Here is a 26,056-nt window from a genome sequence, read left to right as displayed (position 1 = left end):
TGCCAGCCGGCACCGGGGCCCACGCCGGCCGGTTCCCGGCAGACGCGCCAGCGGCTGCCGGGCCGTGCCCGGTGGGGAGCCTCCCGTCCGTCGGCTGGCCCCGGTCAGCCTGCCCGGTCGTCGCCGAACAGGGACGCGCCTCCGCGACGGGAACCGAGGTACGACCCGACCACGGCGACACCGAGGTCGTCGTTCTCGGGCGCGACGACCGAGCCGTCCACCCGTCGGGCCATGGCATCGATGAACCGCGCCAGCCCGGGGTCGTCACCGAGCCGGAAGAACGTCGTCTGCGCCCCGAGCCGGCCGGCGTTCTCGAGCTCGCGGACCGTCAGCGCGATCGTCACGGGATCGGGCGGGTAGCCGAACCACACCTGGCCGTTCGGTTCGAGGTGCGACGTCGGCTCGCCGTCGGTCACGACCAGGAGCACGGGCTGCGCCGTCGGGTGCTTCCGGAAGTGCCGGTTGGCCAGCAGCAGTGCGTGGTGCAGGTTCGTGCCCTTGTCCCACTGGGCGTCGAGGCCGACGAGTCGTTCGACGTCCATGACCTCCGCCTCGCGCCCGAAGGCGATGAGCTGCAGGTCGTCGCCGCGGAACCTCATGCTGACGAGGGTGTGCAGCGCGAGGGCCGTCCGCTTCATCGGGACCCAGCGGTCCTCCATCGCCATCGAGAACGACGTGTCGACGAGGAGCGCCACGCACGCCTGGGTCCGCGCCTCGGTCTCCTGCACCTCGACGTCGTCGATCGTCAGGCGGACACCCGGTCCGGTGCGTCCGTCCGCCGCGGTCCGGACCAGGGCGTTCGTGATCGACCGGGGGAGGTCCCACGGCTCGGTGTCCCCGAACGCCCACGGTCGGGTCGCCCCGGAGGGCTCGCCCGACGCCCCGGCGCGACGGAGGTCACGCGCGCCCTGGCGCCCCGACATCCGCTCGGCCACGTCCCTGAGCAGGCTCTTGCCGAGCTGCCGCATCGCCTTCGGGGTCAGCCGGAGGTGTCCGTCCGTGCCGCGCTGCACCGCGCCCGCGTTCCGCAGGGCCTGCTCCAACCGCTGCAGGGTCCTGGCGTCGACGGTGGCCTCGTCGCCCAGCTGACGCTGCAGGGCGTCGAGGTCGAGGTCGGCGAGGTCGGACCCGGGCGCGGACTGCGCCAGCTGCTCGGCCAGGGCGTCGAGGTCGGCGATGTCCTGGAAGACCCCGGTCCCGTCGCCGAGTCCGAGGCCCTGCTCGCCGTCCATCCGCTCGGAGCTGCCCCAGTCCTCGCCGGGGCGGAGCGCGCGGAGGGTGTCGTCGAGCTGCCCGAGCTGACCCATCAGGTCCGGTGAGCCGAACGCCTGCTGCGCGAGCGCGTCGAGCTCGTCGCGCTGCTCCTGCGTCATCGAGTTCCGCATCCGCTGCGCGGCCGCGGCTCGTGCGGCGAGGTCGTCGAGCAGCTCCTCGACGTTCTGCGGGCGGGACGGGAAGTACTGCCCGTGCTGCGCCGTGAACGCGTCGAACTGCTCCTGCGTGTCCGTGCCTCGGCGGTGGTCGTCGAGCAGCTGGTTGAGGTCGCGCATCATCGCGGACACGGCTGCGCGGTCCTCGTCGCTCGCGTTCTCGAGCGCCTGCTTCATGCCGGCGAAGCGCTGGTCGAGCACCTCGCGCCCGAGCAGGTCCTTGATCTCGTCGTACTTCTGCCGGGCCGTCGGACTCGTCCAGTCGTAGCCGTTCAGCTCCTGCACGGCGCTCGCGGGCGACGGCGGCAGGCTGTCGAGCTGCAGCTCGGCCAGGGCGCGGTCGCCGTCGTCGAGGTCGACGTTCCGGGCGAGTTCACCGCGCTCGGCGAGCAGGGCCTGGTCCAGGAGCTCCTTGACCTGCTGCAGGGTGCCGTCGAGGTTGTTCCGGCTGGTGAGCTCGCGCCGACGTTCGGCGACCCGACGCATGAGGTCGTCGAGCCCGCGCTGGGTCTGGCCGCCGCGCCGGAGGAACTCGCGGAGGGCGCGCTCGGGGGAGGTGCCGCCCATGACGTCCTCGCCGATGGCGTCGAGCGCCTCGGCCAGGTCGACCGGGGGAGCGAGGGGATCCGGTCCGCCCTCGTACTTCCCGTAGCGGGCGTCGCGGGTCAGGCGGCGGTTCTGCCGGCTAGCCATAGACGGCCTCGCCGCCCCCCGACTCCTTGCTGATGCGCCGGGCGAGGAAGAGCCCCTCGAGCGCGAGCTCGATCGCGCCGGCCCGCTCGCCGTCGTCGGTCGCCCCGAGTCGCTCGCACACCTGGTCGTAGACGTCCGACTCGCCGATCGACGGGAGCCCTTCGAGGAAGGCCCGGGCGCTGACCTGCTCGCCCGTCGTCACCATCGTGCCGCCGTCGAGTGCCTCGACGAGGACGCCGAAGTCGATCCCGCGGAACCGCGAGCGGACGGTCTCGGCGGTGGCGGTGCGGAGCAGGTGCTCGAGGACCTCGTCGGCGCGGTCCTCCTCCCCGTTCTCGAACTCGATCTTGCCGCCGAGGACGTCGACCGCGGTCTCGAGGTCGATCGGCCGCGCGACCGGGTGCTCCTCGCCCTGCCGCGCGGCGCGGTGCACGGCGGCGGCGGAGATCGTCTCGGCGCCGGCGATGGCGAAGCGGGCGCTGACGCCGCTCCGCTGGTCGACGGCGCTGGACTGGCGCAGGGCACGTGTGAACCGGGCGAGGATCTCGACCAGGGCGTCGGGGACCTCGGCGGTGAGCTGGGCTTCCTGCCGGATGACGGCGACCTCGTCGGCGAGCTCGATGGGGTAGTGCGTCCGGATCTCGGCGCCGAAGCGGTCCTTCAGCGGCGTGATGATGCGGCCGCGGTTCGTGTAGTCCTCGGGGTTGGCGCTGGCGACGACGAGCACGTCGAGGGGGAGGCGCAGCACGTAGCCGCGGATCTGCACGTCGCGCTCCTCCATCACGTTGAGCATCGCGACCTGGATGCGCTCCGCGAGGTCGGGGAGCTCGTTGATCGCGACGATGCCGCGGTGCCCGCGGGGGATCAGACCGAAGTGGATGGTCTCGGGGTCGCCGAGACTGCGGCCCTCGGCCACCTTCATCGGGTCGACGTCACCGATCAGGTCCGCCACGCTGGTGTCGGGGGTCGCGAGCTTCTCGACGTAGCGCTCGTCGCGGTGCACCCACGAGATCGGCAGGGCGTCGCCGAGCTCCTCGACGCGGCGGGTGCTCGCGGTGGTGATCGGCTCGAACGGGTGCTCGCCGAGCTCGGACCCGGTGATCACCGGGGTCCACTCGTCGAGCAGCCCCTGCAGCGTGCGGAGCAGGCGGGTCTTGCCCTGCCCGCGCTCGCCGAGCAGCACGACGTCGTGTCCGGCGATGAGCGCACGCTCGAGCTGGGGGATGACGGTCGTCTCGAACCCGTGCAGGCCGGGCCAGGGGTCGCGGCCCTCGCGCAGGGCCTGGAGGAGGTTGTCGCGGATCTCGGCGCGGACCGACTTCTGGACGTGCCCAGCAGCGCGGAGCTCGCCGACCGTGTGGATGTCAGGTCGGGTCACGGTCCGCACGCTACGCCCGCGCACCGACATGCGGACGGGAGGCGCGTCTCGGCGCTCGGCTCCGGAAGACACAACCTCGGCGACACCTCGCAGCGCTGTACCGCTGCGAGGACCCGCCGACGTTGCGTCTTGCGGGAGCAGAGTGGCGGGAGCGTCAGCCGAACAGGCGGCGCGACGCGATCTCCGCACCCTCGACGAGTGCTCGGAGCTTCGCCCACGCGACGTCTGAGGCCACGAACTCGTAGCTCGCGAAGGTCGCCAGGCCGCAGTCGGTCCCGGCGACGATGCGGGTGGGGTCGCCGACGGCCTCGGCGGCCTCGACGATCCGGTTCGCCACGAGCTGCGGGTGCTCCAGGTAGTTGGTCGTGACGTCGATGACGCCCGGCACGAGCACCGCGTCGTCGGGGAGCGGCAGGTCGCGGAAGGCCGGGAACTCGTGCGCGTGCCGCGGGTTGCCGAACGGGATGCTGAAGGACCCGACCTCGGCGCGGTACAGGTGGGGGAGCAGCACGTCGACCGGGACGTCGTCCTGGTGCGGGCCCTGCCAGTTGCCGTAGCAGACGTGCAGCCGCGTCTGCTCCTTCGGGATGTTCCGCAACGCGTGGTTGAGCGCGTCGACGTGCAGGTCCACGGCGGCCAGGAACTCGTCGAGCGACGCGTCGCCGAAGTGGATGACGCGCTCCATGGCGAGGTCCGGGGCGTCGAGCTGCAGGACGTGCCCGCGGGCGACGATCTCCTCGTACTCGACGCGGAGCTGCTCGGCCAGCGCGAACACGTACTCCCGGTGGTCGCGGTAGTGCGGGTTCTCGTCGTCGAGCAGCAGGGTCGTGGCGACGATGCCCGGCGTCGCGGCGGAGATGAAGGTGCCGGCCGGGGTGCGGCCGGCGGCGGCGTTCCGGGCGAGCTCGCGTTCGAAGCCGTCGAGGTCCTCGCGGATGCCGGCGCGCTCCTGGTCGTACTCGAGCAGCCCCTGGGCGAGCGGGGTGTCCCACACCCGGGCGAACTCTGCGCCCTCGTCGATCTGCCGGGCCTGGAACGCCGCGTACTCCGGGAACTTCACGCTGTCGAGCGTCGGCTTGCGGTGACCGGAGCCCCCGAACCCCGACAGCCGATCGCGGATGTAGGTCGAGAAGCCGACGCGCGGGACCTCGCCGTCGTTGACGACGTCGAGGCCCGCGTCGAGCTGCGCGTCGACGGTGCGCGCGAGCACGGCGGCGATCTCCTCGCGGAGTGCCTGTTCGTCGTGGGGCTTCCCCTGGTCGCGGGCCACCAGGAGCGCGGTCAGCTCGGGCGATCGGGGGAGCGAGCCGGTGTGCGTGGTCAGGATGCGGTCGATCGAGTTCTGGGTGGGCACGTCGTCACGCTACCGACGCGGGCTGCGGCCGCGTGCGGTCGTGACGTCGCGCGTCACCGCGATCCGACGCGGACGGGAGGCACGGTGTGGGCCCGCCCCGCGCCTCCCGTCCGCCTCGCACGAGTTCCTGAATCTGTGAGGACGTAAAGCTGCGCTGGTACTGGGAACCAGCCTGGAATCTCCGGAGTACGGTCCGCTCTCGTGAGCAGCACGACGAACGGGGCGATCAAGAGCCTGGTCCCCGCCAGGATGGACAGACTGCCGTGGACGCGCTTCCACTGGAGCGTGGTGGTGGGTCTGGGGGTGTCCTGGATCCTCGACGGCCTCGAGATCCAGATCGTCTCGAACGCCGGCTTCCAGGCCGACCTCGACCTGTCGACGCAGCAGGTCACCCTGCTCGGCACCATCTACCTGGTGGGACAGGTCGTCGGGGCCCTGGTCTTCGGACGGATGTCCGACCGGCTCGGCCGCCGCAAGCTCTTCATCCTGACGCTCGCGATCTACCTCATCGGTTCGGGCATCGCCGGACTCGCCCAGGACTTCTGGTTCCTGGCGGCGTTCCGCTTCGTGGCGGGCCTCGGCATCGGCGGTGAGTACGCGGCGATCAACTCGGCGATCGACGAACTCATCCCGTCGAAGTACCGCGGCCACGTCGACATCGCCATCAACGGCACGTACTGGGGCGGTGCGGCGCTCGGCGCCTTCGCCAACATCTACCTGCTCGACACGTCGATCTTCGCCGAGAACATCGGGTGGCGCATCGGGTTCTTCCTCGGCCCGGTGCTCGGCATCGCGATCATCTTCCTGCGGCGGCACATCCCGGAGAGCCCGCGGTGGCTGATGACCCACGGACGCGAGGAGGAGGCCGAGCGCACGGTCTCCGAGATCGAGGCCTCCGTCGAGAAGTCCACCGGACACCGGCTGCCGGACGTCGACGAGTCGAAGGCCATGACCGTCACGCCGCTGGACAAGGTCGGGTTCCTGACGATCGCCAAGGTGCTGCTCAAGCAGTACCCGACCCGCACCCTGGTGGGCGCGACCATGATGATCACCCAGGCGTTCCTCTACAACGCGATCTTCTTCACCTACGCCCTGGTGCTCACGAACTTCTTCGGGCTGAAGACCGCCGAGACGGCCGTGTACTTCTTCCCGTTCGCGATCGGCAACCTGCTGGGGCCGATCGTGCTCGGCCGGTTCTTCGACACCTGGGGTCGTCGGCAGATGATCTTCCTGACCTACCTGGTGTCGGGTCTGGTGCTCGCCACCTCGGCGTTCCTGTTCCGAGCCGACGCCATCAGCGCCACCGTGCAGGTCGTGTTCTGGTGCGTCTCGTTCTTCTTCGCCTCGGCCGGTGCCTCGAGCGCCTACCTGACCGTGAGCGAGATCTTCCCGCTCGAGCTGCGGTCGCAGGCGATCTCGTACTTCTTCGCCCTCGCGCAGATCTTCGGTGCGGTCGCCCCGGCGATCTACGGTGCGTTCATCGGGGACGGGTCGTCACGTGAACCGCTCTTCTGGGGGTACCTGCTCGGGTCGGCGGTGATGATCGCCGGCGGGATCGTGGCGTTGGTGTTCGGGGTCGACGCGGCGCGCAAGGGTCTGGAGGACATCACCCAACCCTTGTCCGTCCTCACCGACGCGTCCAAGAAGTAGGATTTCGTATACGTGATGTTTAGCGCCGAGACCCTCTCGCTGGGAGGGTCTCGGCATGGCACTCCTCCACATCCCGACCCCGACCGGATCGTTCCCCTGGTCGCCCGCCCCCGGAGCACCGGGTGGTCGTCGTGCGTGACCCTGGGGCGATGGATCGGTCATCGTCCTCGGGGAACGACCGGGTCCCCGACCCGAACGGCATCCGCCGCAGCCTGCTGCGTGACGCCGTCTTCCTCAAGCTGCTCGAGAACGTCCTGCGCGGGGTCTACCGGCGAGGGCAACGGCTCCGGCTCGACGACATCGCCCGGGACATGCAGGTCTCGCGCACACCCGTCCGCGAAGCCCTCGTCCCGCTCGAGGCGCTGCGGCTCGTCAGCGTGCAGCGGTACGTCGGCGTCGTCGTCGCCCACTGGTCCGTCGGCCAGATGGTCGAGCGACTCCGGGTCGCCCGGGCGATGATCGCCGATCCCGCTCCCGGCTGCCAGGGGGCGGATGAGCAGTTCGACGCGCTCGTGCTCAGGTCCTGCCTGACCGAGGCCGGGGCGCTCGTCGAGCTCGGTGCCTGGTACCTCCGTCGGCGCGGTGCGATCGTCAGTGCCGACTGGCTCACGGCGCAGCGGGCCGTGCTCGACACCTTCTTCACGGACGACGTCGCCGTGGCGAACGGCATCGACGCCGTCGTCGGGCGGCGTGCTCGCGTGCAGCAGGTCGAACGGGCGGCTGCTGCGGCGGAGCGTGGACAGCTCGACGAGTGCGCCGCAGCGCTCGTGGGGTTGGCGGAGGACCTCATCGCGTTGCCCGACCGGTTCCGCTCCGCCGCGTGAGGCACGGTGGGGGCAGCGCCCACCGGAGAGCACCCAGAGCGGGGGCGCGGACCGGGTCCGCGCCCCCTGGTCGTCCCCGTCCGGGCCGCCGCGGTCGGGTGCGTCGGGCTCGGCAGAAGGGGGGGACGACGTCTGGTGCTGTGTCGCGGCGACGGGGGAGGTGATGCCCCCGGAACGTGATGTCCGCGTCCCGACGATGCTAGGCGTCGGGGTACGAGCGGACAAGCCCCACCTGTCCCCACTTCAGGGGACCCGGCGACCGACCCGAGGTGATCGTGTCGTGGCGGGAGGTCGAGAGGACGCTCGTCCTCCTGTATGGTGGGTCACGCGCTCGTGAGAGCGCACGGAGACGTCGCATAGTCCGGCCGAGTGCACCACCCTGCTAAGGTGGAGTCCCCTTTGAGGGGACCGAGGGTTCAAATCCCTCCGTCTCCGCAGTCGACGAAACCCCCGCCACCGGCGGGGGTTTCGTCGTTCCGGCAGGGTGCGCGCGGGAACACGACGGTGCGGCCGTGCTCGACGGTCGGGAGGCACGGGCCGGCCCGTCACGGGTGCCCTGGCCCCGCCCACTACCGTTGCCCCGTGCTCCGCTCATCCGCCCTCGCCGTCGCGCTCGTCGTGATCGTCACCACGGTCGCCGGCTGCGCCGACGCGTCCGCTGCCCGCGGCGTCGCCGTCGAGGCGTACGTCGAGCCGGGAGCCCCGACGGCGGTCGCCCGGGTACGAGCCGCCACCGAGCGGGCGGACACGATCGGCATCGACGGTGTCACGCTCTCCGCGGACGGCACGGGCCTCGCGCCGTTGCCCGACGGCGTCGACCGTCTGGCCCTCGCCGCGGCCCGCCAGGGCGCGCGACCGGAGCTCCTCGTCAGCAACTACTCCGAGACGCTCGGTGACTTCTCGCCGGAGACCGCCTCGGCGCTGCTGGCCGACCCGGTCGCCCGCGCACAGGTGGCTCGGGACCTGGCGGCCCTGGCGCACGACCACCACTGCACGGGCGTGCAGATCGACCTCGAATCACTGCGCGACCGCGACCGCGCGGGTCTCGTCGCCTTCGCAGCCGCGCTCGAGGACGCGGTGCACGACGAGCTCGGTGCCGACGCCCCGGTGTCGATGGCCGTGATGGCGTCCACCTCGGCCGCGGGCTTCCGGGACACCGGGTACGACCTCCGTCGTCTGGCGGAGCACGTCGACCGCTTCGTGCTGATGACCTACGACCAGCACGGCCCGTGGAGCGGACCGGGCACGATCGGTGCCCTGCCGTGGGCGCAGCGCGTCGTCGAGGTGGCCGAGCACGAGGGACTGCCGGCCGACCGCACCGACCTCGGCGTCGCCGGGTACGGGTACCGCTGGGGTGGACCGGACGCCGGGCAGGTGTCGCCGGCGCGGGCCCGTGCGCTGGCCGGCGGTGCCGCACGCTGGTCGGACCGCACGGGGGAGTGGTCGGCGACCCTCCGCGACGGACACGAGCTGCACTGGTCGGACGCCCGCTCCTACCGGGCACGTGTCGCGCTGGCGCAGCGACTCGGGCTGCACGGCGTCGCGCTCTGGTCGCTGACGACCGAGGCCCTGCCGCGCTGACGCCCGCACCGACCGGACCGTGACCAGGAGGCGGACGGGAGGCGCGTGGCGGCCCCGCACCGCGCCTCCCGTCCGTCGCGGGGCACGGCCCGTGTGTGCCTTCCGGATGATCGGTGACGCATCCTCCGGTGCCTGTCACCGCGCCGTTGTAGCATGCACGACACCTGTCCCGAGACGAGGAGGCCTGCGTGCCGGACCAGACCGACCAAGCCTTCCCGATCGAGCACGTGCGAGCGGTGGGCGACGACGTCGTCGCAGCCGTCTCCACCGTGGTGGACGGCAAGGTCGACGCCATCCGCACGGCCTTCACCGTGATGCTCGCCGAGGGGCACCTGCTCGTCGAGGACGTCCCCGGCGTCGGCAAGACCGTGCTCGCGAAGGCGCTCGGTGCCTCGGTCGGCGGGACGGTGAACCGCATCCAGTTCACCTCGGACATGCTGCCGTCCGACGTCACCGGTGTGAACATCTACGACCAGTCGTCGGGCACGTTCCGGTTCTCGCCGGGTCCGGTGTTCGCGAACGTCGTCATCGGTGACGAGATCAACCGCACGAGCCCGAAGACCCAGTCGGCCCTGCTCGAGGCGATGGCCGAGGCGCAGGTGACCGTCGACGGCGTGACCCGGCCGCTGGAGTCGCCGTTCATGATCGTCGCGACCCAGAACCCGATCGACATGGAGGGCACGTACCCGCTGCCCGAGGCCCAGCGCGACCGGTTCATGGCCCGCATCGCGATGGGGTACCCCAGCGCGGACGCCGAGCGCCAGATGCTCGCGGCGCGCGGGACCCGCGACCCGCTGTCCGCGCTCCGACCGATCGTCGACGTGCAGACGCTGCGGGCGATCGTGCACGCCGTGCGCGGGGTGCACCTTGCCCACGACGTCGAGGCCTACATCGTCGCGATCGTCCGTGCCACCCGCACGCACCCGGACCTCGTGCTGGGCGCGAGCCCTCGCGCCACCCTGCACCTGGCGCAGGCCGCTCGTGCCCACGCCGCGCTGCTCGGTCGCCCGTTCGTCACCCCCGACGACGTCGCCCACCTCGCACCGGTGATCCTGTCCCACCGTCTCGTCCCGGTCGCCCGCGGGCTCGGCGGGGCCGCCGAGGACACCGCGCGCGACGTGGTCGTCCGGATCGTGTCCGACACCGCCGTGCCGTTCGCCTCGGCCGCCGTCCGCTCCTGATGCCCGACGGCAGCGGGCCCTCGACGTCCGCGCTGCGCGCGGGCGCGGTGCGGTCGTGGGTGCTCCGCACCGGGCGACGCGGCGCGGCCATGCTCCGCCGGACCCCGTTCCCGCGGCCGACGGCCAGGGGGTGGACGGTGCTCGGGTCGGGGATCGCCCTCGTCGGCGGTGGTCTCGTCGCCACGACGAGCATCGCCGTCTCCGCCGGGCTCCTGCTGCTCGTGCTGCTCGTGCTCGGGATCGTCATGGCACTCGTCGTCGCGGCGCCGCTGCGTGCGACCCGGTCGACCGCCCGCTCGGTCGTGCAGGTCGGTGAGGTCCACCGCGAGCGGATCACCCTGCGGGGGACGTCGCTGCCGATCGGGCCGCGGACGACCCTGCTGGTGCGGGAGCAGCTCGAGGACGCCCTCGCGAGCGTGTCCGACGCGCAGACCTACGCCCTGGTCGGCCCGAACGAGCCCCCGGCGGTGCTCGACGTCGAGGCCCTCGCGATGCACCGGGGCCGCACGCTGGTCGGCCCCGTGACCATCCGCGTCGAGGACCCCTTCGGCCTGCTGCGCATCGACCGGCCGGTCGTCCCCGCCGAGGAGGTCGTGATCGTCCCCGCATCCACCACCCTCGGTGCCATCGACACCGGAGCGCTCGCGGGTGCCGTCTCGGCGGACGAGGGCCGTGTGGGTCAGGGCGGTTCCGCCGACGACAGCGAGCTCCGGCCGTACCGGCAGGGCGACCCGATCCGCCGCGTGCACTGGGCACAGAGCGCCCGACGCGGCGAACTCCACGTCCGCCAGACCACGCAGGCGCAGCCGCCGGAGGCCGTCATCGCCATCGACCTCCGCCGAGAGTCCTACCAGGCGCTCGGCCGCGACGACCTCGCGGAACTGAGCGACCTCGGTGGCGACGCCGCGTTCGAGCACGCCGTCGTCGTCGCCGCGAGCGTCGCCCGTGCCCTCAGCGCGCGGACGTCGCGCGTGGTGCTCGTGAGCGACGACGGCCCGGGCGCGGGACGGCACACCGGCGACGTCGGCAGCCTGACGGACCTGCTCGTCGGACTCGCCGACGTCCGGGTCCGTTCGGACGCCCGCCCGGTCACCGAGGTCCTGTCCGACGTGCACGGTCGCGACGTCCACGGCATGACCGCCGTCGTCACCGGCCGGTGCACCGCCGAGCAGGCCGCCGAACTCGTTGCCGCGACGAGCGGCTCCAGTCGCGGCATCCTCGCGACCATCGTCCCGCCCGACCCCGTGGTGCGCGGCATCCTCGACCGTGCCGGTTGGCGGACCCTGGTCGTGCCCGTCGCGGGCGCGCAGGCGCACGGGAGCACCCGGTGAGCGGGACCTCGACGGCCGACCGCGTCAGGACGCCCACGCGCAGCGGCCGCCCCGAGCGTCCGGCCGAACGCGACGACGCCCCGGGACCGTGGGTCGTCGCCCTGGCACCGCTGCCGGTCCTCATCGCGGCGCTCGCGATGCGTCCGCTCGTGCAGGGCACCGCCTGGTGGCTGTCCGGCGTCGTCTTCACGGCGGTGCTCGTCGCCGTCGTCCTCGCCGTCCGCCGTCGCGCTCCGGGCGTGCGCTTCATCGCCCTCGTCGCCACGCTGGTGGTCGGGTCGTGCGTCGCCGCGGTCGTCAACGACGTCCACCCCCTCGGCTGGCTCGACCGCGAGGGAGCCCTCGGCGAGGCGCTCGCCGCGATCCGGCTCAACCCCGCGCCGCTGCCGCAGAGCGACGCGATCCGCTTGATCGTCACCGTCGCGATCGCCTGGGTGGCCGGGGTGACCCTGTTCCTCGCCGCGATCGCGCCGACCGTCGCGCTCGCGGCCGTGCCCGCGCTGGTCGTGCTCATCGTCCCCGGTGTCGTCACGGGCGAGCCCGCCTCGCCGGTGCTCGTCGTCCTGGTGGGGGCGGCGTTCCTCGGGCTCCTCTGGCTGTCCGTCCGACCGGTGCAACGGGCGTTCCCGGCCGCCGTGGTGGGCGCGATCGGGCTCGTCGTCGCCGTGGGGCTCCCGGTGCTCGTCCCGATCAACGCCAGCTGGCTGTCCGGCGTGACGGGCGCGCTGCAGGCCCCGATCCAGCCCGGTCGTCCCGGCACGCTGCTCGAGCTCGGCCGCGACCTCCGCCAGCCGAACGAGCTCGAGGTGTTCCGCTACCGCACCGCCGACGGGCAGCCGGAGTACCTCAAGCTCGCCGACCTCGACGAGTTCGGCACCGGCGACTGGGTGCCGACCGTGACCGACGCCAGCACCGCGGAGACCGCGGACCAGCAGCAGTGGGCGGTCGGGATCAACCCCCGTCTGGCGAGCCGCGGCGACCTGACCGTGCGGATCACCGGGCTGTCGAGCAACTACCTGCCCGTGCCCGGCGGCGCGGTGTCGCTCGAGTCGCAGTCGACGAACCTCGACCTGTCGCAGTGGCGCTGGATGGGGGACTCGAGCACGGTCCGGTCGACCGGTCCCGTGACCCAGCGCGGTTCGACCTACCAGGTCTTCGGCGCCTCGACCTGGTCGGGGGAGTACCTCGACGCGATCGCCGCGAGCGGGATCCTCGGGCGCACCGACGGCCGCGGGTTCACGGCGCCGAGCGAGACGCAGCTCCGCACCGACCTGGCACTGCCCGAGGACCTGCCACGTGACATCCGGGCGGCGGCCCAGCGGGTGGCCGGCGGGCTGCCGAACGACTACGCCCGGGCGCGTGCCCTGGAGCAGTGGTTCCGCAGCGACCTCTTCACCTACTCCGAGACGGCCCCCGTCGAGCAGGGCTACGACGGCGACAGCATGGACGTGATCGACACGTTCCTGCGCGTGCGCCAGGGGTACTGCGTGCACTTCGCGTCGTCGATGGCCGTGATGGCGCGGACGCTCGGGATCCCGTCGCGCATCGCGGTCGGGTACCGGGCGAGCAGCGACCAGACGGAGGACGGCGAGTACACCGTCTCGAACCGACAGCTGCACTCGTGGCCCGAGCTGTACATCCGTGGCGCCGGTTGGGTGTCGTTCGAGCCGACCCCGAGCTCCGACGCCGCAGCGCAGGCGGGGACCGAGTCGTCGGCGACGCCGGCTCCGGCCCCGTCGGAGACGCCGCTGCCGGCGCCGGGGGAGACCGCTCCCGCCGAGGCCTCGCCCACCCCGACACCCTCCGCCTCGACCGGAGCGGGCGCGGCGGCCACGACGGGCGGCGGCGCCGGACCCGGTGCCGCCGGCCTGGTGGTCGGACTGCTGCTCCTGCTGGCGGTGCTCGTCGCACCCAGGGCCGTCCGTGTGGTGCGTCGGCGCCGACGGCTCGCCGCGGTGCAGGCGGGACGCTCGCCCGCACTGCAGGCCTGGCGCGAGGTGCTCGACGACGTCGCCGACCACGGGTACGCACCGGGGCTCGCGCCGCCGGGTGACGCCGCCGCAGCAGCGCGGACGGCGCGTGCGGTGCGCGGTCGGCTCGTCGGGACCGTCCCCGCGAGCGTGCTCCCGCACCTGACGAGCATCGTCGATGCGGTCGACCTGGAGCGCTTCGCCGCGGACGGTGCGGCGGGCGTGGACACTGCAGCACTCCGGCGGGCCGTCCTGGAGGCTCGTGTCGCCCTCGACGCGTCCGTCCCGCGGGCGCGCGTGGTCCGGGCGCGGCTGTTCCCGCCGAGCCTGCTGCCCTCGTCCGCGTGGTCCCACGAGGGCCGGCAGCGCCGGCGCACGGCCTAGCCGCCGCGCGGCGGCTACGCGCCGGCCGTGCCGGGCCGGGCGTGGTGTGGCGTGCTCGCGCACAACGGCGAGCACGTCGCGCCGCGGAATCGCGTGGCGCGACGTGCTTTCGGTTGTGCTCGCGCACAACGGGGAACACGTCGCGCCGCGGAATCGCGTGGCGCGACGTGCTTCCGGTTGTGCGGACGGCCGCGGCGGGACACGGCCGCGGCCGCCGCGGCCGCCGCGGCCGTGCCGGCCGTGCCGGCCGTGCCGGCCGTGCCGGCCGTGCCGGCCGTGCCGGCCGTGCCGGCCGTGCCGGCCGTGCCGGCCGTGCCGGCCCGGGCCTGGTGCGGCCGCGCCGGGCCGGGCGTGGTGTGGCGTGCTCGCGCACAACGGCGAGCACGTCGCGCCGCGGAATCGCGTGGCGCGACGTGCTTCCGGTTGTGCGGACGGCTGCTCGCGCCCCGCCGCGCCGGGCGCATGCGCCCTGCCGCGCCGGCGCGCAGGCGGCGGCGCCGCGGCCGCGGCCGCGTCAGCGCCGCGGGCGCACGACCGCGTCGACCAGGCTCGCGATGACGTCGCCGGGGTTCACCCCGGGCAGGGCGGGACCGTCGAACACGATCCCGGTGTTCGCGCCGATGAGCAGCGTGGCGAAGTCCTCGAGCGGCATGCCCGGCTCGACCTCGGGGTGCGCCCCGAACCACGACCGGACCAGGTCGAGCACGCCGTCCTGCAGCTCGCGCCGCTGCCGGACGAACTCGGGCATGAACTCCGGGTCGCGGAGTGCGTAGCCCCGGAGCTCCGAGACGAGGGCGAACTGCCGACCCTGGTCGTACCGCCCGAACGCCGCCCGGACGACCTCGGCGATGCTCGTGGCGGCGACGTCCTCGTGGACGACCTCCTGGAGCGCGGCGAGGATCCGGTTCGTCGATCGCTGCATGACCTGGGCGACGAGGTCCTGCTTCGACGTGAAGTTCGAGTAGACGGCGCCCTTGCTGAAGCCGGCGCGAGCGGCCACGTCGTCGAGCCGGGCGCCGTGCACGCCGGACTCGGCGAAGACGTCGGCTCCGGCGACGAGCAGTCGTTCGCGCACCTCGGCGCGGGGTGTCCGGGGGTTGGGGGAGGAAGCGTCGTCGCGCATGGGTCCTGGTCCGTGATCGTCGTCGTGGACGGTGGTGCGCCGTCCTGTCGATCCCCGCGCGTCGGTGGCGCACGGGCCGTGCCGCACCCGGTCCGGTGCGACCCTCGGAGACCTGCCGCGCCGCGCGTCGTGATCACGCGCGGCACCAGCGAAGCCCCCGGCCCCGTCGCTCAGTGGACCGCCACGTTCGGGTCGTGTCGGTGCGTCGAGGACGGTGGTCACCGGGTCGGTACCCGGCGGGAGCGATCGTACCGCGGCAGGCCGCTGCAGCGACGGGGTCGTGCGTCGTCCGGACGGTGCACCACCGGCGTGCCCGGGCACCGACCGGAGCCCGTGCCGAGGCGCTGACCGAGGCACCGACCGAGGCACCGGCCGGGGCGCTGACGGGGCGCTGACGGGGAGCCGACCGTGGCTCGTCAGACGCCGTCGGGCGTGTCCCGGTCGCTGCGGACGGCCCCGTCGCCGGTTCGGCGTCCGGGTCGACGGAGCAGCCGGATCGCGTCGGGGCGCAGCCGTCGCCCGCGCTGCAGCAGTGCGCCGAGCGTCGACTTCGGCTGCCACTCGCGACCGTTCGGCAGCCCCCAGCCGCGCTTGACGGCCCCGTACCGGAGCCCGAGCGACAGCACGATCGCGGCGATGATGCCGATCGACGGCGATCCGAGGTACGAGGCGACCACCATCACCGCGGACGCGGCGACGGCCACGGTGGCGTAGAGCGCGTTCCCGCCGAACACCGCGGGCACGCGACGGAGCAGCAGGTCGCGCATCGCCCCGCCGCCGACCGCGGTGATGGTGCCCATGATGATCGCGGCGGGCCAGCCGAGACCGGCGTCGAAGGTCCGCTGGACCCCGACCACGGACCAGAAGCCGATGACGGCGGCGTCCAGCACGGTGAACAGTCGGTCCCAGGTGAGCTCCGAGAACGACACGAAGAACGCGACCAGTGCGCCGGCGATCGCCACGGGCAGGTAGAGCGGGTCGACGAGCGCGACGGGCGGCCCGTTCTGCAGCAGGGTGTCGCGGAGCATGCCGCCGCCGAGGCCGGAGACGAAGCCGACGACGAGGAAGCCGAACAGGTCGAAGTCCATCGTGCGTGCGAGCGAGCCGCCCAGCAGTGCCGAGGCGAACACGCCGGCGAGGTCGAGCACGTTGGTGACCGACGCCAGGGCCTCCGGGGTCAGCACGTTCATGAGAACAATCAAACCCCACGTCGCCGGAGTGGCGGGCCGAACGCTGGTTAGGTTAGCCTCACCTTCGCCATGATCGCCACCCTCGTCATCGGCCTCCGCGAAGGCCTCGAAGCGACGCTCATCGTCGGCATCATCGCCGCGTTCCTCCGTCGCAACCGCGCGCCCCTCGCCCCGATGTGGGCCGGCGTCGGGCTCGCCGTCGCGCTGAGCATCGCCGTCGGCTTCGGTCTGCAGCTCGTCGAGCAGGCACTGCCCCAGGCCCAGCAGGAGGGCATGGAGACGGTCATCGGAGCCGTCGCCGTGGTCTTCGTCACCGGGATGATCGTCTGGATGCGCACGAACGCGCGCACGCTGTCGCGGGACCTGCAGGCCAGTGCGTCGGCGGCGCTCGGACGGGGGACCGCCTGGGCGCTGGTGGGCATGGCGTTCCTCGCGGTCCTCAAGGAAGGGTTCGAGACCTCGGTCTTCCTCCTCGCGACCTTCCAGGCGTCGTCGGACACCGGCACGGCAGCCGTCGGTGCCGTCATCGGCATCGCGGTCGCGGTGGCGGTCGGGTACGGCATCTACACCGGCGGGGTCCGCCTCGACCTCGGCCGGTTCTTCACCGGTACCGGCGTCTTCCTCGTCTTCGTCGCCGGCGGCCTCGTGCTCACCGCACTGCGGCACGCGCACGAGGCCGGGTGGCTCGTCATCGGCCAGCAGCGCACGGTCGACCTCAGGTGGCTCGCCCCCAACGGGTCGCTCCGCGGCGCCCTCGTCACCGGCGTCCTCGGGATCCCCGCCGATCCGCGCATGATCGAGGTGCTCGGCTGGTTCCTCTACGTCGTGCCCGTCCTCGCCGTCGCGGTCTGGCCGCGCCGCTGGCGTCCGTCGCCGGCCCGCGTCCCGGTGGTCCGCGCGGCGGTCGCCGCCGGGCTCGCGGCCACGGCCGTCGTCCTCGCCCTGGTCGTCCCGAGCACGGACGTCGACCTGCCGCGCACGACGGCGGTCACCGGTGACGCACGGTCCGTCACGGCGGACGTCGACGGTCCGGCAGCAGTCCTGCGCGTCTCCGGCACCGGCCGGGAGGCACGACGCACCCTCCCCGCGTCGGCCCACCGCCGCGTGACCCGCTCCGGCGTCGCCGCCGACCGCTGGCAGGTCACCGAGGACGTCCCGGTCGCCGGCCGCCCCACCTCGCTGACGCTCGACGACCTCGTCGGCCTCTTCGGCCGGGTCCCCGTCGGCATCTCGCCGAGCACGGACCCCGGGCCGTTCACGGCCCGCTGGTCCGTCCGCGAGACCGTCACCCTGACCACCGTCGGTGGGGGTGTCCTGGACGCGACCCGCTCGGAACGCGACGTGCTCACACTGCGCGGTGGGGGCCTCCCGGCCGCCCGGACCACCACGCTGGAACGCACGGTGTGGGCGGTGCCGACCGACCGCGTCGACCGCGCGGCCGCGGACCTGGCCGCGGCGCACACCCGCGCTGCCGAGCTGCGGCTCTGGAGCACCTGGCTGCCGATCGCGCTCGCCGTCGCCGCCGCCGCACAGGCGTTGCTCGCCCTCCGCGACCGTCGGCGCGCCGTCGCCCCACCGACCACCACCCCCGGAACCGACCCGTCGCGCGGACCGCCCGCCGACGTCCCTGCAAGGAGCCTCGACCATGCCGTTCGGTAGGACCGCCCGCCCCCGCGCCGCCCACCCCCTGGCCGCCCGCCCCCTGATCGTCCTCGGTGCTCTCGGCACCGTCACCGCCCTCGCCCTGACCGGCTGCTCGACGGGGTCGCCCGCCGACGACAGCTCGAGCAGCACCGGGAAGCTCTCGCGTGTCACCATCACCCTGACGAACGACGGCTCCGACGCCTGCGCCGTGTCGACCACGAAGGTCCCCGCGGGCCCCGTCACGTTCACGGTGCACAACGAGTCGTCCACCGCCATCACCGAGGTGGAGCTCCTGCAGGACCAGCGCATCCTCGGCGAGAAGGAGAACCTCGCCCCGGGGCTCGACGCCGTCCGCTTCACCGCCACGCTGAGCGGTGGGGAGTACCAGGTCTACTGCCCGGGTGCCGAGCACGAGCTCACCGACCTCACCGTCACCGGAAAGGCCGCGTCGACCGCGAACAGCAGCGCGGCCACCCTGCTCGCCGACGGCGCGAAGGGCTACGCGACCTACGTCGACGGCCAGGTCACCGACATGGTGGCGGCCGTGCAGCAGCTGCAGCACGACGTGGACGCCGGTGACCTCGACGCGGCGAAGCGCGACTACGCGGCGGCCCGTCCGTTCTACGAGCACGTCGAGAGCGACGTCGACGGTTTCGTCAAGAAGGGCTTCTCGGCCACCGACAACGCCGGCAACCTCGACTACCTGATCGACATGCGCGCGTCGAACCTCGACGACGCCGTCGGCTGGAGCGGCTTCCACGCCGTCGAGAAGGACCTGTTCCAGGCCGGCGCCATCACCGCGTCGACGAAGGAGACCGCGGCCGCACTGACCGCCGACGTCGAGCTCCTCGCGAAGCGCGTGCCGTCGATCGAGTACAAGCCCGAGGACCTGGCGAACGGCGCGGCCGGGCTGCTCGAGGAGGTCCAGTCGAACAAGATCACGGGCGAGGAGGAGGCGTACAGCCACATCGACCTCGTCGACCTCGCCGCGAACGTCGAGGGTGCCCGACAGGCCTTCGCGTACCTCAAGCCCGGCCTGACGAAGGTCGACCCGGCGCTGACGAAGCAGATCGCCACGCAGTTCGACACGACGAACACACTGATGGACGGCTTCCGCGACGCGGACTCGCTCGGCGGCTTCGCCACGTGGGACGACGCCGCGAAGGCGAAGGACGCCAACCGCATCTCGCAGCAGGTCCAGGCGCTGCAGGACCCGCTCTCGCGTCTGGCCGAGAAGGTCGCGACGGCGTGAACGACTCCCGGTTCTCCCGCCGCGGGCTGATCGGTGCCGGGCTCGCGGCCGCCGGTGCGGGCGTGGGCGCCGTCGCGGGTGTCGCCGGGTCGGCCGCCGCCACCGGGGTCGACCCCTTCACCGCGGCCGCGAACGGCGACGAGTCCGTCGACCTGTCGCAGTCGGTCCCGTTCTACGCGACCGCCGCCCGGCAGCCGCAGGGCGGGATCCGCACGACGCCGCAGCGGCACTGCGTCTTCATGGTGTTCGACCTGACGGCGTCCACCGCGACCGAGCTCCAGGTCCTGCTCGCCCGCTGGTCGGCCGCGATCGCGCAGCTGCAGGCCGGCCGGACGATCGGCAGCGTCGAACCCGTCCACGGCGACGGTGTGGGAGCGGACACGGGCGAGGCGCTCGACCTCGGCCCGGCGTCACTGACCGTCACCGTCGGGCTCGGGCCCGGCGTCTTCGACGAGCGCTTCGGCCTCGCCGCGAAGCGTCCGGCGCACCTGGCCGCGATCCCGCCGCTGCCGAGCGACGACCTGGACGCGCAGCTGACCGGCGGCGACCTGTCGCTGCAGGCCTGCGCCGACGACCCGCAGGTGGCGTACCACGCGGTCCGCGACCTGGCCCGGATGGCTCGCGGCACCGCGACCGTGCGGTGGACCGTGATCGGGTTCGGCCGCGCCTCGGCCGGTCCGACGCAGTCGACGCCGCGCAACCTGATGGGGTTCAAGGACGGGACGCGGAACGTCACGACGGACGACGAGTACGACCGGTTCGTGTGGCTCGGCCGCGGAGCCGACTGGATGGCCGGTGGCACGTACCAGGTGGTGCGGAAGATCCGCATGAACCTGGAGACCTGGGACGCCGACGTCGTCTCCGACCAGCAGCGGGTGTTCGGCCGGACGAAGGTCGAGGGCGCGCCGCTCTCCGGCGGGTCGGAGCACACGACGCCGGACTTCCACGCCCGGGCGCCGCACGGCACCGACGCGGACGGCGGGACCGCGATCGACCCGCGCTCCCACGTCGCCCTCGCGGCGCACGAGAACAACGGCGGCGTGAAGATCCTGCGCCGCGGGTACAACTACACCGACGGGCTGAACCAGTACGGGCAGCTCGACGCCGGCCTGCTCTTCGCGGCGTACGTGAACGACCCGGAGCACGTCACGCGGCTGCAGCGGAAGCTCGGTGCGTCCGACCGCCTGAACGAGTACGTGTCGCACATCGGGTCCGGGGTGTTCGCCGTGCCGCCGGCACCCCGCAAGGGCTCGTACATCGGGGAGCAGCTCTTCCACTGACCCCGGCGGGAGTCGAGGTGGGTGCCCTCCGTCGTTTCCCTGGAGACGGAGAGCACCCGCGCCGCGGAGTCCGGCGGACGGAACCACCGCCCGCCCCCTGGGGGGACGACCCGGCGCGACGCATCGCGATGCGACAGGGGGAGCGTACCTCGCGGGACTGCCCCTGAGCAGTCCCGTTCTGGGATCGGACAGCGGAACGGGCCGCCCCACCAGGTGGGACGGCCCGTCGCGTTGTCGGCCGGGAGGCGCGGTGTCAGTCCGTCAGGACCGGCCCGTCCTCGACGGCGCGCTTCCGGCGTGCGAGCACCAGCGCCACGGCGCCGGCGAGCAGCAGGACGCCGGCGGCGATGCCCGGGAACACCAGGTCGGCGCCGGTGAACGCCAGGTCGCCGCGAGCGGCGTCCGGTCGGTCGGCGTCCACGACACCGGTGCCCGCGCCGTCGGCACCGCCCGCGCTGCCGTCGCCGTCGGTGTCGCCGCTGCCCGGCTGGCCGGGACCGGGGGTACCCGGGTCGGTCGGCTCGCCGGTGCCCGGCTCCGGCTCGACGGCCGTCTCGACCGGGACCGTCACGGCGAGGGTCACGGTCTGCCCGTTCGGCAGGGTGAGGACGAGCGGCTGGTCGGTCGTCGCGGTCGGGGCGGCGGCGCGGGCAGCAGCGGTCGGAACGGCCGTCGGCTCCGTGTCCGCGGCAGGCGTGCCCGGCACGGTGAACGCGAGGGTCGCGCGACCCTGCTCGTCGGTGGTGTCGACGACCGTCGTGTCGACCTCGGCGGACGCGAGCTCCTGGCCACCGGCGCTGACCGAGACGGTGCCGCCCTGGTCGGCCGCGTTGCTGAAGGTCAGGGACGACAGGTCGATGCGGACGTCGTCGCCGGGGCCGAAGCCGCCGGCAGGTGCCTCGGAGACCCGGACGCCGACGGCCCGCTGGTCCTCCTGGACCGCGACGGTCGGGTGTGCTCGGAAGTACTGGACCTGCGCCTCGAGGTCGACCGTGCCGCTGTCCTGCTTCGCGGCGGCGTCCTTGAAGGCGGCGAAGTTGTCTCCGCCGGTCGCGAGGAACGAGTTCACCGTGACCTTGTAGGTGCGGTCGGACGCGATCGGGTCACCGTCGAGGGTCATGCCCGTGATGCGCTCGCCGGCCGTGGCCAGCGGGTCGTAGGTGTAGCTGAAGCCCTCGGAGACGCCGAGCTTGAGGAAGGGGCGGCTCGCGGTCGACGGCTGCCACTGCTGCTCGAGCGCCCGCCGGATCTGGTCGCCGGTCAGGTCGAGCACGACGAGCGTGTTCGCGAAGGGCTGGACGACCGCCGCTTCCTTGTACGTCACCGCGCCGGAGGCGATGTCCGCGCGGAGACCGCCCGGGTTCATGAAGGCGATCTGCGAGCCCTGGCGCTGCGTCTGGTCACGCTGCACCTCGGCGACGAAGTTGCCGAGGGTGGACTCGCCGCCGCGGTTCTCCGACCCGTTCGACTGCACGGCGCGCTGGAGGTCGCGGTCCACCGTGCCCAGCTCGACGGCGCCGAGGCGGTCGGCTTCCTGCACGGCGGCGTCGACCGTGGTCTGCACGGCGGGGTCGGGCGTGTACGTGCCGTCGACCAGGCGCAGGTTCTCGGGCGTCGCCGCGGTCACCGTGTCGTCCGCGGCGACCGTGAGCTCGACGTGACCGAGGTTGAAGCCGTACGAGCCGGTCTGGATCACGGGGCGGGCGACGGTACCGCCGGTCGGGACGACCGAGTAGGCGTACGTCTGGTGCGTGTGGGCGGACAGGATCGCCGAGACCTTCGGCGTGACGCCGTGGACCGCGCGCGCGAAGTCGGAGTCGTCGCCGGGCGCGACCTCGGCGGGGGACTCGGCGCCGTCGTGCACGAGGAGGACGAGCACGTCGGCCTCGTCGTTCGCCGTGTCACCGTCGGTGAGCTGCGCCGCGACCTTGTTCACCTCGGTCGTGATGTCGCCCATCTCCAGTCCGGCGATGCCGTCCGGAGCGACGAGTCCCTGGCCGACGAGGTCGACCGTCGCGCCGATGAACCCGACGCGCTTGCCGCTGATCTCCTGGATCGAGTACGGCTGGAACGCGGGTTCGCCCGTGGCCGAGTCGAGGATGTTCGCGGAGACGTAGTCCCACTGCGCCGCGCGGACGCCCTCGCCCTGGCCGCCGATCACGCGGTCGCGCAGGTCGTCCTGGCCCTTGTCGAGCTCGTGGTTGCCGATGGCGCTGACCGACAGGTCCATCTGGTTGAGGACGTCGATGGTGGGCTGGTCGTCCTGGATGAAGGACTCGAACGTCGAGCCGCCGATGTTGTCGCCGGAGCTGACGAAGGCGGACGTCGAGGGATCGGCACCCCGGAGCTGCTCGAGTGCACCGGCGAGGGTCGCGGCACCGGCGGCGTCGCCGTCCCGCGGGGCCGGAGCACCGGCGGAGTCCTTCGAGATCGACTGCGCGATGCGGCCGTGGAAGTCGTTGACGTTGTAGAGGTCGATCGTGGTGTCGCCCTCGGCGGCGAGGGCGGCGGACGGGACGGTCAGGGCGGTGAGGACGCCGGCGGCGACCAGGGCGGAGGCCCCGGCCAGGCGCCGGCGACGCGGGGGAGTGTGAGCGTTCATCACCGCAAGAACCTATGAACTCCCACAGCCGACGCGCCAGGGGTTGCCGCAACACGTCACGTGGTGTTCACACCACGGGGGACGTTCCTCCCGTTCGGGGGACAACCACGGCGGGATCGGCGTCAGTCCCGGCCCAGCGCGCCCTTCACCCGCTCGACGGCCTCGGCGGCCATGGCCTTCGCCGAGTCCTTGATGACGCCGATCTCCGCCGGGTCGCCCTTGAGCAGGCTCTTCGCGGTGTTCACCGCGTACTCGGCGGTGATGTGCGGCGGCAGCGGCGGCACGTTGCGGCTGACGTAGGCGTCGATGAGCGTGACCCCGGGGTTGGCGAACGCCCGCTCCACGGCTGCCTCGACCTCGTCGTCACCGTGCACCGCGATGCCCTCGAAGCCGAGCAGCCGGGCGTACCCGGCGTAGTCCATCGACTCGACGTCCTGCGACCCGGACCACATCGGGTTGCCGTCCTCGGTCCGCATCTCCCACGACACCTGGCCGAGGTCGTCGTTGTGCATGACCACGATCACGAGCTGCTGGTTCGGCCACTGGGCCATGTACTTCTTCACCGTGATGAGCTCGTTCATGCCGAGCATCTGGAAGGCTCCGTCGCCGATGGTGCACACCGCCGGGGCGTCCGGGAAGGCGAACTTCGCCGTGACGGCGTAGGGCATCGCCGCGAGCATCGTCGCGAGCCGTCCGGACATGTCGCCGTGCATACCGCGGCGCAGCCGGATGTGGTGGCCGTACCAGTCGGCGGTGGTCCCGGCGTCGCAGGTGACCGTGACGCCCTCGGGCAGGCGCTCGTTCACGGCGCGGATGACGCGTCGTGGGTTGACGCCGTCGTCGTACGCGACCTCGGCCTGGCGGTGCATCTCCGCCTCCCACTCACGCATCTCGCCGGCGAGCTTGTCCTGCCACGCGGTGTCCTGCTTGTCGCGCAGCAGCGGCATGACCGCCTGCAGCGTCGCACCGACGTCGCCCCACAGGTTGAGCTCGGTCGGGTACCGCAGGCCCATCTGCTCGGGCTTGATGTCGACCTGCACGCCGCGGGCCTGACCGGAGGCGGGCAGGTACTCGCCGTAGGGGTAGTTCGAGCCGAGGAGCACGATCGTGTCGCACTCCTTGATCTGGGTCAGGCTCGGGCGCGAGCCGAGGAGCCCGACCTGCTGCGTGTGGTACGGCACGTCGGAGGGCACGACGTCCTTGCCGCGCAGGGCGGTGATGATGCCGGCGCCGGTCTTCTCTGCGGCCTCGAGCACCAGGTCCGTGGCACCACGGGCGCCGGCTCCGACGAGGAACGTCACGCGCTCCCCGGCGTTCAGGATCTCGGCGAAGCGGGCGATCTGGTCCTGCGGCGGCACGATCCGGGTCGACGGGGCGACGTCGCTCGACCGGGACACCCAGTGCTCGGCGGCCGGGGCCTCGTACGCCATCGCCTGCACGTCGTGGGGGAGCACGACGACCGCCGGCTGCTTCCGGAGCATCGCCGTCCGGAACGCCGTGTCGACCACGACGCCGACCGCGTCCGGCGTGGCGACGGTCTCCACGTAGCAGGCGACGTCGGCGAACACGCGCTCGAGGTTCGACTCCTGCTGCGTGAACGACCCGATCGACGCCAGGCCCTGCTGCCCGACGATCGCGACGACCGGCTGGTTGTCCATCTGCGCGTCGTACAGCCCGTTGAGCAGGTGGAACGCGCCGGGGCTCGAGGTCGCGACGCAGACCCCGACCTCGCCGGTGAACTTGGCGTGCGCGGTCGCCATCAGCGCGGCGATCTCCTCGTGCGTCGGGCGGACGTACTCGAGCTCGCGCTCGCTGCCGTCGGCCTTGCCGAGCGCCCCGTCGAACGCACCGATCCCGTCCCCGGGGTAGCCGAAGACGCGCGAGACGCCCCATGCCTTGATGCGGTCGATGACGAAGTCGCTCACGGTCGTGCTCATGCACCCACCGTGCTCGGCGGTTCCTGTACACGCTCAGGTCGCCCGGGGGACGTCAGGCGACGGGACGCCACGTCCCGTCGGCCGCGCTGGCGACGACGGCCTCGATGACCGACGCCGCACGAGCACCGTCGGCGAACGTGGGGAGCCCCTCGGGCCACGCCGAACGGTCGCCCTCCGCCCGGACCGCCGCGTAGGTGTCGGCGACGAACGCCGCGAAGGCGTCGAGGTACCCCTGCGGGTGCCCGGCCGGCACGACCGCCAGCCGACGCTGGTCGGGGAACCCGAGCGAGGGGTCGCGCACCACGATCTGGGCGCCGCGCTCGTTGCCGAACCACGCCGCCTCGGGCTGCTCCTGGTCGAAGGCCGCCGACCCGAGGGTGCCGTCGACCTCGAACCACAGCCGGTTCTTCCGCCCGGCCGCGACCTGCGAGACGACGACGTTGCCGATGCGCCCGGTGCCGGTGCGGAAGGTCGCGACGGCCGTGTCCTCCGTGGTGACCTCGGCCCGCTGCCCGGCGTCCGCCACCGGGTCGGGGTCCGGCGAGCCGGAGAACGACGGCCCGGAGGCAGCCGGACGGGTCGGGTAGACGATGTCGGTCGCGGCGCTCACCGCGGCGAACGGGTCGCCGGTCACGAACTCGACCAGGTCGCACCAGTGCGAGCCGATGTCCGCGAAGGCCCGGGACACCCCGCCGGCACCGGCGTCCACCCGCCAGCTCGAGGCGTCCTCGTCGAGCATCCAGTCCTGCAGGTAGTGGCCGTGCACGGCGAGCAATCGGCCGAGCTCACCGGCGGCGATGCGGGCACGGATCTCCCGGACGACCGGGTGGTACCGGTAGACGAACGGCACGGTCGCGACGACGCCGGCCTCGTCGGCTGCGGCGACCAGCTCGGCGGCCTGCTCGGCGCTGATCGCGAGCGGCTTCTCGCACACGACGTTGATCCCGGCGCGGACGACCGCGAGCGACTGCGGGTGGTGCTGGTCGTTCGGCGTGCAGACGTGGACGACGTCGGGGGCGTCGGCGATCACCTCGTCGAGCGAGGCGTAGCCGCGGGGCACGTCGAGCTGTGCGGCGACCTGCTCCGACCGTGCCGGCGTCCGGCCGAGCACCCCGACGACCTCGGCGCCCGCGGCCCGTGCCGCACGGGCGTGCACCCCCGCGATCATCCCGGTGCCGACCACGGCGACGCGGATGCGTCGCCCTCCGTACCCACTGCTCATGGTGCTCCCTCGCGCCGGACTCGCCCCACC

Annotated in this window: 17 protein-coding genes and 1 tRNA gene; 10 read left to right on the top strand and 8 right to left on the bottom strand. The window is 73.0% G+C overall.

What is annotated here, in order from left to right; genetic code table 11:
* Positions 1 to 104 precede the first annotated feature (104 nt).
* The 3 genes from NI26_RS12350 to NI26_RS12340 all read right to left on the bottom strand — a co-directional run bounded on the left by NI26_RS12350 (position 105) and on the right by NI26_RS12340 (position 4,855).
* The gene (locus NI26_RS12350; protein ID WP_066655826.1) at positions 105 to 2,123 is read right to left on the bottom strand and encodes a vWA domain-containing protein; all 2,019 of its coding nucleotides are present in this window, start codon (positions 2,121 to 2,123) and stop codon (positions 105 to 107) included.
* Entirely contained in the window at positions 2,116 to 3,531 is a 1,416-nt protein-coding gene (locus tag NI26_RS12345) for an AAA family ATPase (protein WP_144411357.1), read from the bottom strand. Before NI26_RS12345 ends, NI26_RS12350 begins: the two co-directional genes overlap by 8 nt.
* A 124-nt stretch (positions 3,532 to 3,655) precedes the next feature.
* Positions 3,656 to 4,855, bottom strand: coding sequence for a cobalamin-independent methionine synthase II family protein (locus tag NI26_RS12340; protein WP_066655822.1), 1,200 nt, complete (start codon positions 4,853 to 4,855; stop codon positions 3,656 to 3,658).
* 249 nt (positions 4,856 to 5,104) lie between these two features.
* Between NI26_RS12340 and NI26_RS12335 the strand changes: the two genes are divergently transcribed.
* From NI26_RS12335 to NI26_RS12305, 7 genes are all read left to right on the top strand, one after another.
* A complete protein-coding gene (locus tag NI26_RS12335) occupies positions 5,105 to 6,505 on the top strand; it encodes an MFS transporter (protein ID WP_066658565.1) in 1,401 nt (466 codons plus the stop codon).
* A gap of 149 nt (positions 6,506 to 6,654) precedes the next feature.
* The gene (locus NI26_RS12330; protein WP_144411356.1) at positions 6,655 to 7,329 is read left to right on the top strand and encodes a GntR family transcriptional regulator; all 675 of its coding nucleotides are present in this window, start codon (positions 6,655 to 6,657) and stop codon (positions 7,327 to 7,329) included.
* A gap of 345 nt (positions 7,330 to 7,674) precedes the next feature.
* A tRNA-Ser gene (locus NI26_RS12325) sits at positions 7,675 to 7,764 on the top strand.
* Between the two features lie 147 nt (positions 7,765 to 7,911).
* Complete coding sequence (locus NI26_RS12320; protein ID WP_066655816.1) at positions 7,912 to 8,910, top strand: glycosyl hydrolase family 18 protein; 999 nt, start codon at positions 7,912 to 7,914, stop codon at positions 8,908 to 8,910.
* 188 nt (positions 8,911 to 9,098) lie between these two features.
* Positions 9,099 to 10,091, top strand: coding sequence for an AAA family ATPase (locus tag NI26_RS12315; protein ID WP_235426362.1), 993 nt, complete (start codon positions 9,099 to 9,101; stop codon positions 10,089 to 10,091).
* The gene (locus NI26_RS12310; RefSeq protein WP_066655815.1) at positions 10,091 to 11,422 is read left to right on the top strand and encodes a DUF58 domain-containing protein; all 1,332 of its coding nucleotides are present in this window, start codon (positions 10,091 to 10,093) and stop codon (positions 11,420 to 11,422) included. The genes NI26_RS12315 and NI26_RS12310 overlap by 1 nt, the downstream gene beginning before the upstream one ends.
* On the top strand, positions 11,419 to 13,776 hold the full coding sequence (locus tag NI26_RS12305) for a DUF3488 and transglutaminase-like domain-containing protein (protein ID WP_144411354.1): 2,358 nt from the start codon (positions 11,419 to 11,421) through the stop codon (positions 13,774 to 13,776). Before NI26_RS12310 ends, NI26_RS12305 begins: the two co-directional genes overlap by 4 nt.
* A 514-nt stretch (positions 13,777 to 14,290) precedes the next feature.
* Here the strand turns inward: NI26_RS12305 and NI26_RS12300 are convergent.
* Together NI26_RS12300 and NI26_RS12290 are read right to left on the bottom strand one after the other, a co-directional pair.
* Positions 14,291 to 14,899, bottom strand: coding sequence for a TetR/AcrR family transcriptional regulator (locus NI26_RS12300; protein ID WP_066655808.1), 609 nt, complete (start codon positions 14,897 to 14,899; stop codon positions 14,291 to 14,293).
* A gap of 416 nt (positions 14,900 to 15,315) precedes the next feature.
* Positions 15,316 to 16,089, bottom strand: coding sequence for a trimeric intracellular cation channel family protein (locus NI26_RS12290; RefSeq protein WP_066655795.1), 774 nt, complete (start codon positions 16,087 to 16,089; stop codon positions 15,316 to 15,318).
* Positions 16,090 to 16,158: 69 nt separating this feature from the next.
* On the opposite strand from NI26_RS12290, the gene efeU reads away from it, so the two are divergent.
* Genes efeU through NI26_RS12275 form a run of 3 tightly spaced genes read left to right on the top strand, consistent with a single transcriptional unit; the run spans position 16,159 to position 20,265 of the window.
* The gene (gene efeU, locus NI26_RS12285) at positions 16,159 to 17,748 is read left to right on the top strand and encodes an iron uptake transporter permease EfeU (protein WP_066655793.1); all 1,590 of its coding nucleotides are present in this window, start codon (positions 16,159 to 16,161) and stop codon (positions 17,746 to 17,748) included.
* Complete coding sequence (efeO, locus tag NI26_RS12280; protein WP_066655791.1) at positions 17,735 to 18,985, top strand: iron uptake system protein EfeO; 1,251 nt, start codon at positions 17,735 to 17,737, stop codon at positions 18,983 to 18,985. The genes efeU and efeO overlap by 14 nt, the downstream gene beginning before the upstream one ends.
* On the top strand, positions 18,982 to 20,265 hold the full coding sequence (locus NI26_RS12275) for a Dyp-type peroxidase (RefSeq protein ID WP_066655789.1): 1,284 nt from the start codon (positions 18,982 to 18,984) through the stop codon (positions 20,263 to 20,265). Before efeO ends, NI26_RS12275 begins: the two co-directional genes overlap by 4 nt.
* Before the next feature lie 253 nt (positions 20,266 to 20,518).
* On the opposite strand, the gene NI26_RS12270 is transcribed toward NI26_RS12275, so the two are convergent.
* The 3 genes from NI26_RS12270 to NI26_RS12260 form a co-directional block, all read right to left on the bottom strand.
* Positions 20,519 to 22,867 (bottom strand): bifunctional metallophosphatase/5'-nucleotidase, encoded by a 2,349-nt coding sequence (locus NI26_RS12270; RefSeq protein WP_144411352.1) that lies wholly within the window; start codon positions 22,865 to 22,867, stop codon positions 20,519 to 20,521.
* Between the two features lie 122 nt (positions 22,868 to 22,989).
* The gene (locus tag NI26_RS12265; protein WP_066655785.1) at positions 22,990 to 24,804 is read right to left on the bottom strand and encodes a thiamine pyrophosphate-requiring protein; all 1,815 of its coding nucleotides are present in this window, start codon (positions 24,802 to 24,804) and stop codon (positions 22,990 to 22,992) included.
* Between the two features lie 52 nt (positions 24,805 to 24,856).
* The gene (locus NI26_RS12260; RefSeq protein ID WP_066655782.1) at positions 24,857 to 26,026 is read right to left on the bottom strand and encodes a Gfo/Idh/MocA family protein; all 1,170 of its coding nucleotides are present in this window, start codon (positions 26,024 to 26,026) and stop codon (positions 24,857 to 24,859) included.
* Between the last annotated feature and the right edge of the window lie 30 nt (positions 26,027 to 26,056).

This window comes from Curtobacterium sp. MR_MD2014 (assembly GCF_000772085.1).
GTDB lineage: Bacteria > Actinomycetota > Actinomycetes > Actinomycetales > Microbacteriaceae > Curtobacterium.
Note: the sequence above shows the minus strand (reverse complement) of the source record. Positions and strands in the feature narration are given on the sequence as shown.